The 14,175-nt window shown below is 61.1% G+C and carries 10 protein-coding genes; 5 read left to right on the top strand and 5 right to left on the bottom strand.

The genetic code is table 11. The features are described from left to right. Nucleotides 1-115: 115 nt before the first annotated feature. Nucleotides 116-1,357 carry a cellulase family glycosylhydrolase gene (locus E5W70_RS02015; RefSeq protein WP_292653788.1) on the top strand — a complete coding sequence of 414 codons (1,242 nt, stop codon included), beginning with the start codon at nt 116-118 and terminating at the stop codon, nt 1,355-1,357. A gap of 169 nt (nt 1,358-1,526) precedes the next feature. Beyond that, entirely contained in the window at nt 1,527-3,452 is a 1,926-nt protein-coding gene (asnB, locus tag E5W70_RS02010; RefSeq protein ID WP_292653787.1) for an asparagine synthase (glutamine-hydrolyzing), read from the top strand. On the opposite strand, the gene E5W70_RS02005 is transcribed toward asnB, so the two are convergent. Next, entirely contained in the window at nt 3,426-4,544 is a 1,119-nt protein-coding gene (locus tag E5W70_RS02005) for a glycosyltransferase family 4 protein (protein WP_292653786.1), read from the bottom strand. The genes asnB and E5W70_RS02005 overlap by 27 nt on opposite strands. Nucleotides 4,545-4,713: 169 nt before the next feature. On the opposite strand from E5W70_RS02005, the gene E5W70_RS02000 reads away from it, so the two are divergent. Further along, complete coding sequence (locus tag E5W70_RS02000) at nt 4,714-6,153, top strand: oligosaccharide flippase family protein (RefSeq protein WP_292653785.1); 1,440 nt, start codon at nt 4,714-4,716, stop codon at nt 6,151-6,153. 44 nt (nt 6,154-6,197) lie between these two features. Here the strand turns inward: E5W70_RS02000 and E5W70_RS01995 are convergent, their stop codons facing one another. The 3 genes from E5W70_RS01995 to wecB are packed head-to-tail and all read right to left on the bottom strand — an operon-like array spanning nt 6,198 to nt 9,476. After that, entirely contained in the window at nt 6,198-7,001 is an 804-nt protein-coding gene (locus tag E5W70_RS01995) for a WecB/TagA/CpsF family glycosyltransferase (protein ID WP_292653784.1), read from the bottom strand. Then, nucleotides 6,998-8,329 carry a UDP-N-acetyl-D-mannosamine dehydrogenase gene (wecC, locus tag E5W70_RS01990; RefSeq protein ID WP_292653783.1) on the bottom strand — a complete coding sequence of 444 codons (1,332 nt, stop codon included), beginning with the start codon at nt 8,327-8,329 and terminating at the stop codon, nt 6,998-7,000. The genes E5W70_RS01995 and wecC overlap by 4 nt, the downstream gene beginning before the upstream one ends. Then, nucleotides 8,322-9,476, bottom strand: coding sequence for a UDP-N-acetylglucosamine 2-epimerase (non-hydrolyzing) (wecB, locus tag E5W70_RS01985; RefSeq protein WP_292653782.1), 1,155 nt, complete (start codon nt 9,474-9,476; stop codon nt 8,322-8,324). Before wecB ends, wecC begins: the two co-directional genes overlap by 8 nt. A gap of 336 nt (nt 9,477-9,812) precedes the next feature. Here wecB and E5W70_RS01980 point away from each other — a divergent pair, with 336 nt between their 5' ends. Beyond that, complete coding sequence (locus E5W70_RS01980) at nt 9,813-11,120, top strand: hypothetical protein (protein WP_292653781.1); 1,308 nt, start codon at nt 9,813-9,815, stop codon at nt 11,118-11,120. A gap of 29 nt (nt 11,121-11,149) precedes the next feature. Here the strand turns inward: E5W70_RS01980 and E5W70_RS01975 are convergent, their stop codons facing one another. Beyond that, entirely contained in the window at nt 11,150-12,451 is a 1,302-nt protein-coding gene (locus E5W70_RS01975) for a VpsF family polysaccharide biosynthesis protein (RefSeq protein ID WP_292653780.1), read from the bottom strand. A 171-nt stretch (nt 12,452-12,622) separates the two neighbouring features. Here E5W70_RS01975 and E5W70_RS01970 point away from each other — a divergent pair, with 171 nt between their 5' ends. Further along, nucleotides 12,623-14,173, top strand: coding sequence for a GumC family protein (locus E5W70_RS01970; RefSeq protein ID WP_292653779.1), 1,551 nt, complete (start codon nt 12,623-12,625; stop codon nt 14,171-14,173). Nucleotides 14,174-14,175: the final 2 nt, after the last annotated feature.

The following is a 14,175-nucleotide window of genomic DNA, read 5'->3' as shown; positions in this document are numbered from 1 at the left end:
CAGGCTCCGTCCGGGTTTCGGACCTTGTATACCATGCCGTCGAAAACCTGCGCGCTGGCAATCCTTTTCCCCGTTCGTTGCGGTTAATATCTCCCGCGAGCATGTGGAGACAGCGATGGGAAAAGCGGTGTGTGTTGTTGCCTGGGTGCTCGCCTTGGTCATGGCGGCCGAGGCAGCGCCCATCCCTCTCAAGCGCGGCGTTGGTGTGCATGAGTGGCTCAACTGGTCGCCGGTGGAGAAAGACGGAACCTACGTTTGGCCGCCCTATCGCAGCGAAAAGGAGTGGCTTGCGGGAAGCAGACCACTCACCGATTGGCCCGACGGGGAGGTGTTTGCCCACATCCGATCGATGGGCTTCGACTTCGTCCGGCTGAGCGTCGATCCCGGCCCTCTGCTTGCCAGCGAGGGCGCCAGGCGGCAGCAGGCGCTGGACATACTTGCCACCGCCGTGGAGCGGATCACGTCGACCGGCCTCAAGGTGGTTTTCGACCTGCATGGCGTCACTCAGGTTCCCGACTACAGCATGGAGATGATCTATGGCGGCGCCGACAGCGAGGGCGTTGCCCGCTATCGTCAAATGGTTGTGGCGGTCGCCGCCATGCTGGTCAAGATAGGCACCGACAGAGTCGCCCTCGAACCTTACAACGAACCCGCATACTACCCATGCGATGCGAGCGGCAGCGATGACTGGCAGCGGATCATGGCAGGGACCGTCCACGACATTCGAGCGGTCAGCAGCGAACTTACCATCGTTGCAACCGGCGCCTGCGGCGGCAGCCTTGCCGGATTGGTCAACCTCAGCCCCGGCTTTGATGACCCAAACCTCTATTACAGCTTCCATATGTATGAGCCGCACAGCTTCACCCACCAGCGGCCCGATGACACAATCAGCTTTGCTTCGGGACTTCCCTGGCCGGCCGACAGCAGTACACCCGAAGTGGTGACCGAAACCCTTAGAGCGCGGATGGAAGCTGCCGGCTTAAGCAGGGTCGAGCAGATGATGAACATGGCCACCGCGCGCCAAGCAATCGCGATACATTTCGAGCAGAACTGGGGCCAGAGCCAACTGGAGGCGAGCTTTCGCCAGGCTGTCGACTGGGCTGAAGGCCATGGCATTCCCAGCCGGCGGCTCTTCATGGGCGAATTCGGCGCTATCCTCATGTCAGCGGACGGCCGCATGGGCGCCTTTGAGGCCGACCGTTCGCGCTATCTCAAGGCAGTGCGCCGAGAGGCCGAACGCTTTGCGATCCCATGGTCTGTCTGGGAGTTCTCCAATCCCTATGGGATGAGCCTCATCCGGCCCGATGGCCCCCCGGTACCCGACCCGGAGATGCTGCAGGCATTGGGCCTGCCATAGGTGCCGTCACTCCCCCTCACCAGCGAACAACCGGTGGCAACCCCTGACCGCCAGGCTTGATCGAGGAACGGCCTGTTGCAGCTTTCTCCCGGTTGGGTTGTGTTGGCACGGAGTGTTTAACACATCTGTTGTACTGGAGTGGAGGAATGCGCGCGCCTAGGGGGGAACGATGTGTGGAATTGCCGGATGGATCGGTCGAACGGCCGAAAATCCACAAGAGCAGGCCGCCAGAATGTCAAACGCATTGCGGCATCGCGGTCCCGATGCCGAAGGCACCGAGATATTGGACCTGAATACCGGCGAGGAACAATTGGCATTGGTCCATCGCCGCCTGGCGATTATTGACTTGGCGCCCGAGTCGAATCAGCCGATGCAGATTGAGGACGGTCGTCTCAGAATAATTTTCAACGGCGAGATATATAACTACATCGAGCTGCGCCAGGAACTGATCGGCCTTGGCCATCATTTTCGAACGCGCTCCGATACCGAGGTGCTGCTCCGAGCCTACGATCAGTGGCACTTGTCCATGTTCGACCGGCTGAGCGGCATGTTCGCCTTTGCCCTCTGGGATGCTCAGAGGCAGGAATTGATCCTCGGCCGGGATCCCTTCGGGGAAAAGCCGCTTTACCTCATGCAAAGCGAAAAATCGCTGCTGTTTGCCTCGGAGATCAACGCATTATTGTCGTCGCGGCAAGATGCGCAGCAACTCGATCTGGGTGCCGTGCACGAGTATCTGAACTGGCGTTATGTGCCGGGACCACGCACGCTTTTTAAACAGATCCGCAAGCTCAATCCTGGAAGCTATGCTGTCTGGTCGCGAGGAGTAGTCAAGGAAACGCGCTACTATACGCCTCCGGACCAGGCGGCCCTGACCGAGCGGATCGACGGAAAAGCCGCCAAGCGGCGATTTCTGGAACTGCTCGACCATTCCGTCGAGATCAGAATGCGCAGCGATGCACCTTTTGGGGCCTTTCTCTCCGGAGGACTCGACTCCTCGGCTATCGTCGCGCTGATGGCGAGGCACAGCGCCACGCCCATTCGCACGTTTTCCGTCGGCTTCGACGACGCGGCCTATAGCGAACTTGCATTCGCCCGGCGCGTTGCCGATCATTTCAAGACCGATCATTGCGAACTTGTCATCCAGCCAGGCGATCTGATGGATCACCTGCCGGCGATGGTTCGCCAACGCGGCGCACCTGTTTCGCAAAGCAGCGATATTCCAATTTACCTGATGTCGGAGCGAGCCTCGCAGGACGTCAAGATGGTGCTCACCGGAGAAGGAGCCGACGAGATTCTCGGCGGCTATCCCAAGCATCGCGCGGAATCACTGGCCGGGATCTACCAGTCGCTTGTTCCAGCCGCACTGCACGATAACGTCCTTTCCCTTTTGGTACGCGCCATGCCAGGCGCGTCGGCCAAGGTCGATACGTTTGCCCGCACCGCGGGCGAAAGGGACTTTGCCGCCCGGATGGTCTCCTGGTTTGGAGCCGTTTCCGCGCAGCAGCGCGCTTGCCTGATCGGCGCGTCCGCAAATCGCCGTTATGCGCGCAACGACTTTCCGTTCTCGTCAAGCGCCACGGCTTCCCATCTTCGCCGGGTGCTGTTTTTCGATCAGACGTCGTGGCTGCCTGACAATCTCCTGGAACGAGGCGACCACATGATGATGGCCGGTTCGATCGAAGGAAGAATGCCGTTCCTCGATCGCGACCTGGTTTCGTTCGTCAGCAAATTGCCCGATCGCTACAGGCTAGGTTGGTTGCACAGCAAGCAGATCCTGCGCGACAGCATGGCCAACATTCTTCCGGAGGAAATTCTCAGCCGCCGCAAGGTCGGGTTCAAGGTACCGGTCGCCGAATGGTTTCGCGGATCGATGAGGAACTACGTGCATGACCATCTTTGCTCGCCTCACTCCGTTATTCGCAGCTATCTGAGTCCGAAACAGCTTGATCAAATCGTCTCGGAACACACCACGCGTGCCGCAGACCACGAAAAGCTGATATGGGCGCTGTTGAATTTGGAGATATTCCACCGCGAATTCAGGCTCGAAGCGCCGCCGCGATCGTCGGCCTCAGCGCTTGACCGGTTGACGGCTTGACGCGGCCGACCGCCAGACATCGCAGATTGCGCCGACAAACGGGGCGAGCTCAAGCCGTTCCCGATGCACGGCCATGGCACCGGCACCAAGCCTTGCCCTTAGTGCCGGGTTCTCCACGAGGCGGCTCAACGCGTCGGTCAACGCTGTAACATCGCCTGGCGGCACCAGCAGCCCGGATTGCCCGTCGGTGATTATGTCTTCGACCGCGCCAACCGGGGTCGCCACCACAGCCAGACCGGCTGCCATGCCTTCGATAACCGACATCGGCAGATTTTCGGCGAAGGAGGGAAGAACCAGAATATCGGCCGAAGAGATCAGCGATGCGACATCGTCAGGTCCCACCCAACCCGGAAAGGCGATCCGGTCTGCAATCCCCAGCGCGGCTGACTTTTTCCGTGCCGCCTCGACTTCGCCATCGCCGGCAATCGTCGCGCGCCAATTCTTGACAGGGCTCATGCGGTGCAGTGCCTCCAGCAATTGCGGTACGCCCTTGCGGTCGCCGATGCGACCGAGGAACAAGATGTGCACATAGTCGCCGCCGCCGACATGCGCCAGCAACGGGACTTCGGTCGCATTGGGCACGATCACGATATTGCCGGCAGCGCCCGGCGCCCGGTCGGCGACGAAATCGCGCCAAAGCCTGCCCAAAACGATTACCCGATCGGCATGCTCGAACAGAGCTTTGATACGGCGGCTTATGAAACCGCGGTCGGCCTTCCAGAATGTCTGATACTGCGCCCCGTGCAAATGCAGGACATAGGGTATCGACAGCAGCCGTGCGCAGGCGGCGATCACCATCTTGCGGTAGGTGCTGCCGGAAACTGAGATGTTGATATGAATGACATCGGCGCGTCCAGCCAGACGCGCTTTAAGCATCCGTAAGCAAAAGCCGAGCATATAGAAGATCGAAAGTCCGACATGCCCCGGGCCACGACTGGCAAGGAAGCACACATCGATGTCGGCAATTTCTTGCCGTTCGAACTCTTGTTTCAGCGCCCCCATGATGCGGTCGATGCCGCCCTGCCCCGAAACGCCCGACGGCGTCGCGACCAGGACATGTATTTTTCGATCGGATATGAGGCGCTGCAACATGATGGTACTCTGAATAACACAGACCGGGTAACTGCAAAGCAAACGTTCCCGATAAGGTTTACGGCAAATCTTTTAGTTCAAACTGAATCTGTTCACCCTTCGGCGTCATCGCGCTGGATTTCCCGCCAGTCGGCGGCTAGTCGAAGGTGAGTTTTCCAGGGACACGCCCTTGCTGCTCCGTTCCACGCTCATTTATGCTCCGGCGATCCTGCTGACGCGAATTTCGGCGCTGCTCCTGCTGGTCGTCGTGACGCGTTTGATCGACCAGACCGAGTATGGCCTGCTCACCCTGGTGGTGACCGTCGGTGAAATGACCGACATTGCCGTCACCAACTGGCTGCGCATCGCCTTGCTCAGGCTGGGCGGCAAGGGCGAGGTCAGCCGCGGCAGCCTGATGCTGGCCGGGCAGGTGTTGCTTGCGACCACGGCCCTGGCACTGGTCATATCGGTAGGCGCGTCGGCGGTGGTCGTGCCGGAACGCTGGGTTGAGTTCGCGATCGCGGTCTGCGGCTATCTGGTCGCCGGATCCATCAGCCGCTTCGCGTTGACGGTGCTGCAGATGCAGCAGCGCCATTCGGTCTATTCGATCTTAGAAGCCCTGCGTGCCCTGCTGCAACTCGCGCTGCCGATCGGCGCCATTCTTGTCTTCCAGGATAGCTTTCTGACGGTTTCGCTCGGCTCGAGCCTCGGCGCCTTGATTGCCGGCATCGTGGCGGGGATCATGGCATACCGACGGGTCGTTACCGGTCCGCCGCGCTTCACCCACAGGGACTTCTTTGCGCTCGGTGTGCCGCTGGTCATCATGGCGCTGGTAGGTTTCGGGCTCAACAGCGCGGAGCGTCTGTTCCTCAAGATCTATTACGATGCCAGCGCTGTAGCGATCTTCGCCGCAGCCTATGCCCTGGCCCGCCAGCCGATCGACATGGTCGCCAACGCCATCAACATGGGCGCCTTTCCCGAGGTGGTCAGCCGGTTCGACGAGGATGGGCCCGCGGCGTCGGGCCGGCTGCTGTCGCAACTGATGGCGCTGATGATGCGGCTTTGCCTGCCGATTGCAGCGATGCTGGTCGCGCTCAGCAGCGATATCACCGAGCTCATGCTGCCCTCGCAATATCACGGCCGCTTCGGCCTGCTGTTTCCGATCATTGCATTCAGCGTGCTGTGCGCCAACCTCACCAGCTTCGTCTATGGCGTCGTGGTGCACGCGCACAAGCGGCCGTGGCTGCTGATCATCGCCAATCTCTTCGGCTCGGGGGCAACAATCGCATTGTCCCTGCTGTTGATCCCCCCGATGGCGGAGATCGGCGCCGCTTTGGCGCTGGCGGGCGGCTCGGTGGTGGGCTCCATAACCTGCATTATCATCAGCGAGCGGCTCACGCCGGTGCCGGTGCCGTGGCGCGACATCGGTGTTTCCGTGGTCATCTCGGTCAGCACGGGGGTGGCCGCCAAGCTTGCCAGCATGGTGGTGGGCGACGTGCCGGCGATCTTCTCGCTTGTCGCCGGCGGCACCGCCGGCACTGCGGTTTTCTTCGGGCTGACCTCGTTGTTCCACCCCGTGGCAGCGACGCAATTCGTCGCCCAGCTGCGGGCTCGGCTGCGGATCGCATAAAGCGAAGTCCAGGGCCAACGGCTGTTTTGTGGGGGAGCGCGAACCTATAAACCGGCGTTTCGGCGCCAGCGACGCTCCCAGAACTCCCGGCACAGCAGCCCGGCGTAGGCAGTGTTGGTGTCGTAGTAGCGGCGCCACAAGCGTCGCGGCTCCTGCACAACACGGAACAGCCACTCCAGGCCGGTCGCTTGTATCAGCTTCGGTGCACGGGCAACCTTGCCGCCATAGACGTCGAAACTGCCGCCCACGCCCATCACAAAGCTTGGGGCGAGTTCATCGCGGTAGCGTTTGAGAAAGCGCTCCTTGCGCGGTGTCGGCATGGCCACCAGCAGGCAGTCGGCGTCCGAGGCGTTGATCGCCGCGACGATCCCGGCCTCGTCCTCGGGCTTGAAATAGCCGTTGCGCGTTCCCGCTATGCTGAGGCTCGGGTGGTCCCTGGCAAGTCTCGCTGCAACCGCGTCGAGAACGTGCTGTTCGGCCCCCAGCAGATACGGCCTGAATCCACGCTTCGCGCAGAGGCTCAGTAGATTGATCATGATGTCGACGCCCGCCACCCGCTCGGGCAGCGCGACGCCGCACAGACGTGCACCCCAAAGCACGCCGATGCCGTCGACATTGACCACGTCCGCCCCTGCCACGTCCTCGCGCAGTTCGGCATTCTGGCGCATGGTCACCAGCTTGGCGACGTTCACGACCACATGATGCAGCGGCCGCCGCAGGGTCATCGCCTCGTCGGCGATGGCCAGCGTCTCTGCCATGGTCAGCGCATGGATAGGTGCGCCAAGGAACTCCCGGCGCCGTGACGCCAATAGGGAATGCTGCGCCCATGCCGGGGCGTGCGCGTTCATGCGGCCTGCTCCCTTGCAAGCGTCACTTGTGCGACCTCTGGTTTCTTGCCTTCGATGCGGGCGTCGGGCTTGCGTGCCTTGCGCCACGTCCACAGACCCCTCGTATCGACGAGCTTCTTGTCCTTGAGCGCTTCGGGGTCGACCAGATTGAATTGCCGATGGTCGACCAGGAGGACGACGATGTCGGATTTGTCGATGGCCGAAAGTGCGTCGGTGAACACGATGCCCCTGCCCTCGAGCTCATGCGGCAGCGAATTTGTGTTGGGTTCAGCCGCAATGATCTTCACATTGGGGATATCGGACAGGAGCTTCACCACCTCGACGGCCGGGCTCTCGCGCAAATCGTCGATGTTGGCTTTGAAGCTGAGGCCAAGACAGGCAATCGTCTGTTTGCGGGAGGGGTCGAGCAAGGCCTCGATATCCCTGACCACCGACATGGGCCGCTCGGAATTGATCCGGCGTGCCGAAGCCATCAACCGCGTGCTGTTGGGTGCGGCGTCGATGATAAAATATGGATCGACCGCAATGCAGTGACCGCCAACGCCCGGGCTCGGCTGGAGGATGTTCACGCGAGGGTGCCTATTGGCGAGATCGATCACTTCCCACACATTGAGCGACAGGTCCTGACACACGGCGGCAAGCTCGTTGGCAAAGGCGATGTTGACGTCGCGGAACGCGTTCTCCGTAAGTTTCACCAGCTCAGCACTTTCGGCCGTTGTCATGAACAGGTCGCCGGTGACGAAGGTCGAATAGAGTGCCGCGGTCCGCTCCGACGATTTGCGCGACAATCCGCCGATCGAGCGATCGTTGTTGATCAGCTCGGTCAGCACCTTTCCCGGCAGCACGCGCTCGGGCGAATAGGCAACCAGCACATCGGCGTCTTCGCCGTGCTGGACAGGAAATTTGAGATCGGGCCGCAACTCGGCAAGCAGCCCGGTCATGATACGCGTGGTTCCGACGGGCGATGTCGATTCCAACACCACAAGGTCTCCCCGCTTCAGCACCGGCGCAATGCTTCGTGCCGCCGCCAGCACGTAGGTCACGTCCGGCTTATGGTCGTGGGTCATCGGGGTCGGCACGGCGATGATATAGGCGTCCGCCGGCTGCGGCGTGCTGTAGGCCATGAGCTTGCCGTTAGCCACGACCTTCTGGATCAGGCCGTCGAGGTCCGGCTCGACGATGTGGATTTCGCCGCGGTTGACCTTCTCGACGACCGCTCCGTTGACATCGACGCCAATGACGTTGAGCCCGCGGCTGGCGAAAATGGCGCATGTCGGCAGGCCGATATAGCCCATGCCGATTACGGAAACGGTTTTGATTTCAGCCATGATGCAGCAGTTCCTCAACAATCCGGTTACTGGCCCGGCCATCGCCATATGGGTTGTGTCGTTCCGCCATGCCGCGATAGGCAGCCTGATCGTCGAGCAGGCGATTGGCGTTGAACAGGATTTTCTCGACATCGGTCCCGACAAGACGGGCGGTGCCGGCCACGATCCCCTCGGGTCGTTCGGTATTTTCGCGCATCACCAGCACCGGCTTGCCGAGCGAAGGCGCTTCTTCCTGCACGCCGCCGCTATCGGTAAGCACCAGATAGCTCTGCTTCTGCAGGTACAGAAACGGCAGATAGTCCTGCGGCTCGACCAGATGGATGTTCGGCACGCCTTCTAGCTCTGCGTTGACCACCGAGCTCACATTGGGGTTTGGATGGACAGGGTAGACGATCTGCACGTCTCCGCGCGCCGCCAATCCCGTCAACGCCGTACAGATGCGCTGGATGCCGCCATCGAAATTCTCGCGGCGATGGCCGGTGACGAGGATCATTTTCTTGGAAGGGTCGAGGAAGGGGAAGCGGGCAGCGAGCTTCGCGTTCATCAGCCTGTCGGCATCGATCGCGCTTGAAAAATGCAACAGCGTGTCGATCACCGTGTTGCCGGTCACGAAGATGGTGCTTTCGGCCTTTCCTTCGGCGATGAGGTTGTCGCGCGCCTGAACGGTCGGCGCAAAATGCCAGGTGGCGATGTCGCCGGCAATCTTGCGGTTCAGTTCTTCAGGAAACGGCGAGTTGATGTTGTGGCTGCGCAATCCTGCTTCGACATGAGCGACCGGGATACGCTTGTAGAAGGCAGCCAGAGCCGCGGCCATCGCCGTGGTGGTGTCGCCCTGTACCATGACGATATCGGGCTTCGCCTTGTCCAGCACCTCGGCCATGCCCAGGAGCACGCGCGAGGTCACGTCGAACAGCGACTGGCCGGGTTGCATAATGTTGAGATCGTGATGCACAGGCAGGCCGGTCAGCTCGACAACCTGGTCGACCATTTCACGATGCTGGGCGGTTATGCATATTTCGGTGATGAAGCCTGGATGAGCAAGGGCGGCACGCGCCACTGGAAAGCATTTGAGTGCCTCCGGCCTCGTGCCGAACACGATCAGCAGTTTCTGCCTGGACGGCAGTTTTGGACGTGAAAGGACGTTCATCGCTGATCCTGGTCGCCTGCAGCCCTCGGGACATGCCGACTATTGCCCGCAAGAGCCATAATAGCGCCGGACAGCGCCTTCGTGATCTCAATTCTTAATATATGATTAACAACCAAGGCCGCGTTCTCCCGGCTTAACTCTTGTGAAAGGTTGGGCTGACAAGTAGTCTATGGTGATAGTCTTGAAAAAGAATATATTGGATTGACTAATATTTTAATCATCGGCCACGCCAACGCATCCCGGCGCTGGGAAAATGAGCTTCTGGCGCGGTTGAGTGCGGCTGGACACGCGGTTTCGAGTAGCCGCGCGCCGACGCCTGAACCCAATGCGCGCGGGATGGATAATGTGCTGGCGCTCGAGGACCGGCGCTTCGGCCCCTCACTGGCAAGCCGTTCCGGGCCGTTGCCGTCCGGCGATACCAGCCCAGTCGATCTTATAGTCGATCTCACCGCTACCGCCGCACGACGGCGTATGCCTGTCCTGACGCTCGAATTTTGCGGCCACAGCAGCTTTGCCGCAGGCATGACCGAGATGCTGGCGAGCGGGCGGTTGCCCGAACTCACCGCGCGCCTCGACGGCGTTGCCGTCGCCAGGGCGCGGCCGATGATCAGTGATCGGCTCTGGCTCTCCCGAACCAGCAACGACCTGCTCGCCGGCACCATCTCCCTGATTGCCCAATGTGTAGCCCGCTTCTCCACGGGCAAACTTGCGCCGATTGCCGAGAGCCCGGCGCCGCCCCTGCAGAAAGGCGGATTTATCAGGCACTATCTGCCCTTTTTCGGCAGGGGATTGGTTGACCGCGCCGTGCAAAAACTGCGACGTGGTCGGCGCCCCTTCTATTGGCAGGTTGCTTACCGGCTGATCGACGGTCCAGGCGTCGCCGAAACCGGACAGCTGGATGGCAAGCCGTTCACCGTGCTTGCCGATGACGGGCAGCGATTCTACGCCGATCCGTTCGTTCTCGAGCGCGACGGCCGCCACTTTCTTTTTGTCGAGGAGTTCCCCTACGCCATCGGCCGCGGCGTAATTTCTGTCGCCGAACTTGGCACCGACGGCACTTTCGGCGTGCCGAAAATGGTGCTGGAGGAAGCGCATCACCTGTCATATCCGCAGGTGTTCGCTCACTCCGGCGAGATTTTCATGATCCCTGAAAGCGCTACGGCGCGAGAACTGGTGCTCTACCGTGCCGTGCAGTTTCCCGATCGCTGGATACGCGATACGGTGCTGATGACGGACAGGGATTTCAACGACGCCACACTGCTCGAATCCGACGGCCGCTTCTGGCTGTTGGGGACTGAGCGGTTCGGTCACGGCAGCGCGTCCGACACGATGGCCGTCTATTCCGCCCCGGCGCTGCGTGGGCCCTGGGCTGCGCACGCGCTCAATCCGGTCGCGGTCGACCACTCCGCCACTCGGCCGGGCGGCGCCTTTATCCGCCAGGGCGACGCTTTGCTGCTGCCGGTGCAAAACGGCTCGAGAGCCTATGGCGGCGGCCTGGGCTTGATGCGACTGGATCGGCTTGATGATTTCGACGTCCGTTTCGAACTGCCCCAGCCAATCGATCCCGGGACGGCATGGGCTCGGTCCGGCATTCACACGCTCAACCGCGCGGGACGTGTCGAGGTCGTGGACAGCGCCGGCTGACCGGATTTGAGGCCCGTGCTTAACGGATCTCAGCCGGCTTCAGGTTGGAATGCAGCGACCGAAGACGTGCTCTCCGGCTGGTTTCTGTAGGGCTGGTTCCTGTAGGCAAGCAGCAACACCACGATGATCGTCATGTCCGGCGTTTTTGACGAAAGCGCGTTGTTTGACAGCGCGGCAAGCAAGAACGTTATGGTGCCGATCCATGCCGGCAGCGGCGCCCCGCGCAGCAGCCGGAAGACGAACCAGAATATCAGCGCTGTGAACAGCAGAGCTATGGGCAGGCCGAAGAGCAAGATAATTACCACCGGCGCGCTTTCGATGTAGGGCAGATGCAGCTTCTGCCGGACGATCGCCAGCAGGTCGTCAACGTTCATGCCGAACAGGATGTCGTTCCAGCTGACCAGTCCGAACACCTGATAAATGGTCACCCGGGCCATGAAGTTTTCGTCGAAGATGGTGTTGCTGAACCGATTCAGCAGACCGCCCGCAAACAGTACTGCCACGAGCACCGCGCCACCCGTGACGGTGAACATCAGTACGACAAATTTGGCCTGCCGCTCGTATTTGAGCGACAGGCCCGGCCAAGGCACGAACAGCAGCAGAATGAGGATTTCTGCGGTGGCGAGCATCAGCGCGGCGCGAGCGCCCGATGCAGCGCAACCGATGAACAACAGGAAGATCGCCATCACCCGCGCCCATATGCGCCAGTGCGTCAGCGGCACGAATCCGATGGCTGTGGCGCAGAGCGCGCCCAGTGCCAGCGGATGGGCCGACAGGCCAGTTGGCCTGAATTGCAGTTCGTTCAACCCATAGGGCAACAGCCGATGTTGAGTCACCGCCTCGATGGTGCCGATGACAGCGCTCAGGATCGCCATTCCAAGCACGACGTCTCCCAGCGCCCGCCGCACCTCTGCATTCAATGCCAGCATCAACAGGCCTGTGGCGCCGGCCACCAGATAGGTATCTATGATGAACCCGGAGGAGCCCGCACGGCCGGTAACGAACAGATAGGGCACCAGCACGAACATCAGCACCGAATAGCGGATCAGCGCCTTGAATATTCCAATTTCGTCGCCGTGCAGCAGAAACGGCCGGCTGAAAAGAACGATAGGAAGCAGCAGGATGATCGCATAGGTGCCGAAATGCAGCTTTTCGTAGAACGAGCCTCCCTGGGCCGTATAGTCGACGACCATGTTCATCACCTGCGGCGACACCGTAAAGCGAAGCAGGAGCGCGAACGCCGCGCATAGGAAAAACAGCAGCGACAGCGCGTTCTGACGGCGCGCTCGGCTGGATGATAATCGTTCCGAAGCGGCAGCGGGATAGCTCATGGCCCATCCAAATGGCGATATTCGAACGGCATTCTGGGCAACGAAATCCCTTCAACGTCCGCCGGACGGACGGGGTGTATGAACAGTAAAATGGGCCAACTTGGAAAATAAGATGTTAACGATGTTTCTATAGAGCAGGCCAAGCGTAATGATTTAACAAGGGTTGTCACCATGTCTGCCGGTTCCGGCACACCCCCTATCTCCGCGACGGCTTCCAATAACAGTGCATTCGAGCGTATCGCCAATGCACGGCGCAGGGCATTGCTGCAACAGCATGGCCCATTCGCGGCGCTAAGCTCCGCGCCGGTGACGCCGCAACCTCCAGAGCCTGTCGCGACGGTGACCCTGGACAAGATCGGCGATTTTCTCGAGCTCGATTTTCGACGCCTGTTCGTATGGCTGCGGGCCGGCCTCGCCCTGGCCTTCATGCTGGCGGTAATCGGCGGCATTGTCGGCGGCGCCTATGCATTGCTGAGCAAGCAGCGTTACACCGTCACGACGGAGGTCCTCATCAATCCATCCAATTTGCAGGTTGTGGAAAACGACCTCTACTCGCAACCGGGCCAGGTCGATAGCCAGCTGCTCAGCACGCGCAGCAAGCAGCGCATCCTGACCTCGGGCAACGTGCTTTCCCGTGTGGTGGACGAACTGAATCTGACTCACGATCCAGAATTTTTCGATCCGGACCGGGGCACATCCTCGTCTGGCGCTGTGGCGAAGCCCGACCCGAGGCTCATCGCCTTGAAGAACCTGGCGGACCGGGTAGACGCCATCGCGGACCCGACCTCGTTTGTCACAACCCTCTCGGTATCTGCGGAAACCACCACCAAGGCGATCCTGGTCTCGCAGGCCATAGTCAAAAACTTCCAGGAAGAACTGGCCAAGGCCGAAGCTGCCGGCGCCAGCCGTGCCGCGGCTGCCCTTGACAGCCGGCTTGGCCAACTCAAGAGCGACGTGCAGGCTGCCGAAGAGAAGGTCGAGAGCTACAGGCGCAGCCACAACCTGTCGTCCAGCAATGGCCAGCTCGTCAGCTCGCAGACGCTGACGCAGCTCAATGGGGAAATCGTCGATGCGCAATCGCGTGTCATCGCCGCGCAGGCAAGCTACGACGCCCTGGTTGCCTCCGGTATCAATGGGGCCAATCCCGACCCCACGGTTTCGGAAGCGCTCGCAGCGCTGCGCGACAGGTCAAACAGCCTGCGGCAGCAGATCGATTCACAGTCTATGACCTTCGGTCCGCGCCACCCGACGATTGTCAGGCTCAGGACGGAGCTCGAGACCGTCAACTCGCAACTCCGGGCCGAGTTCTCCCGCACCGTCGGCACGGCAAAGGCCAGCCTGGACAAGGCCAGGGCCTCGTTGGCTTCTCTCAGCTCCAGGATGAACGATCTGAAGAGCAATGTTTTCACCGACAGCGAGTCCGAAGTCGCCCTGCGTGAGCTTGAACGCGATGCCGCGTCCAAGAGAGCGGTCTATGAGAGCTTCCTGTCACGTGCGCGCCAAATCAGCGAGCGCGAGCAGATCGACACCACAAACGTACAGGTGATTTCGACCGCGGTGCCGCCACCAGGGCGCTCCTGGCCACCGCGCCCTGCCTTGGTGGCAGGCGCCGGAGCGTTCGCCGGCTTTGCCCTGGGCATCCTGCTGGCCATCGGCATGGGCATCATCCGCGACATGCGCCGGCCGCCGAACCGATCAGTCCTTGCCGCCAGCCGAGCCTGAAG

This window comes from Mesorhizobium sp., assembly GCF_005063415.1.
Taxonomy (GTDB): domain Bacteria; phylum Pseudomonadota; class Alphaproteobacteria; order Rhizobiales; family Rhizobiaceae; genus Mesorhizobium.
The sequence above is the reverse complement of the archived record's forward strand: the minus strand, read 5'-3'. Positions and strand labels throughout refer to the sequence as shown.

Excerpts from the sequence above, each read along its gene's own strand:
- E5W70_RS02015 (WP_292653788.1), top strand. The coding sequence starts at position 116 with ATGGGAAAAGCGGTGTGTGTTGTTGCCTGGGTGCTCGCCTTGGTCATG.
- E5W70_RS01975 (WP_292653780.1), bottom strand. The coding sequence starts at position 12,451 with ATGAGCTATCCCGCTGCCGCTTCGGAACGATTATCATCCAGCCGAGCG.
- E5W70_RS01980 (WP_292653781.1), top strand. The coding sequence starts at position 9,813 with ATGGATAATGTGCTGGCGCTCGAGGACCGGCGCTTCGGCCCCTCACTG.
- asnB (WP_292653787.1), top strand. The coding sequence starts at position 1,527 with ATGTGTGGAATTGCCGGATGGATCGGTCGAACGGCCGAAAATCCACAA.
- E5W70_RS01995 (WP_292653784.1), bottom strand. The coding sequence starts at position 7,001 with ATGAACGCGCACGCCCCGGCATGGGCGCAGCATTCCCTATTGGCGTCA.
- E5W70_RS01970 (WP_292653779.1), top strand. The coding sequence starts at position 12,623 with ATGTCTGCCGGTTCCGGCACACCCCCTATCTCCGCGACGGCTTCCAAT.
- wecC (WP_292653783.1), bottom strand. The coding sequence starts at position 8,329 with ATGGCTGAAATCAAAACCGTTTCCGTAATCGGCATGGGCTATATCGGC.
- wecB (WP_292653782.1), bottom strand. The coding sequence starts at position 9,476 with ATGAACGTCCTTTCACGTCCAAAACTGCCGTCCAGGCAGAAACTGCTG.
- E5W70_RS02005 (WP_292653786.1), bottom strand. The coding sequence starts at position 4,544 with ATGTTGCAGCGCCTCATATCCGATCGAAAAATACATGTCCTGGTCGCG.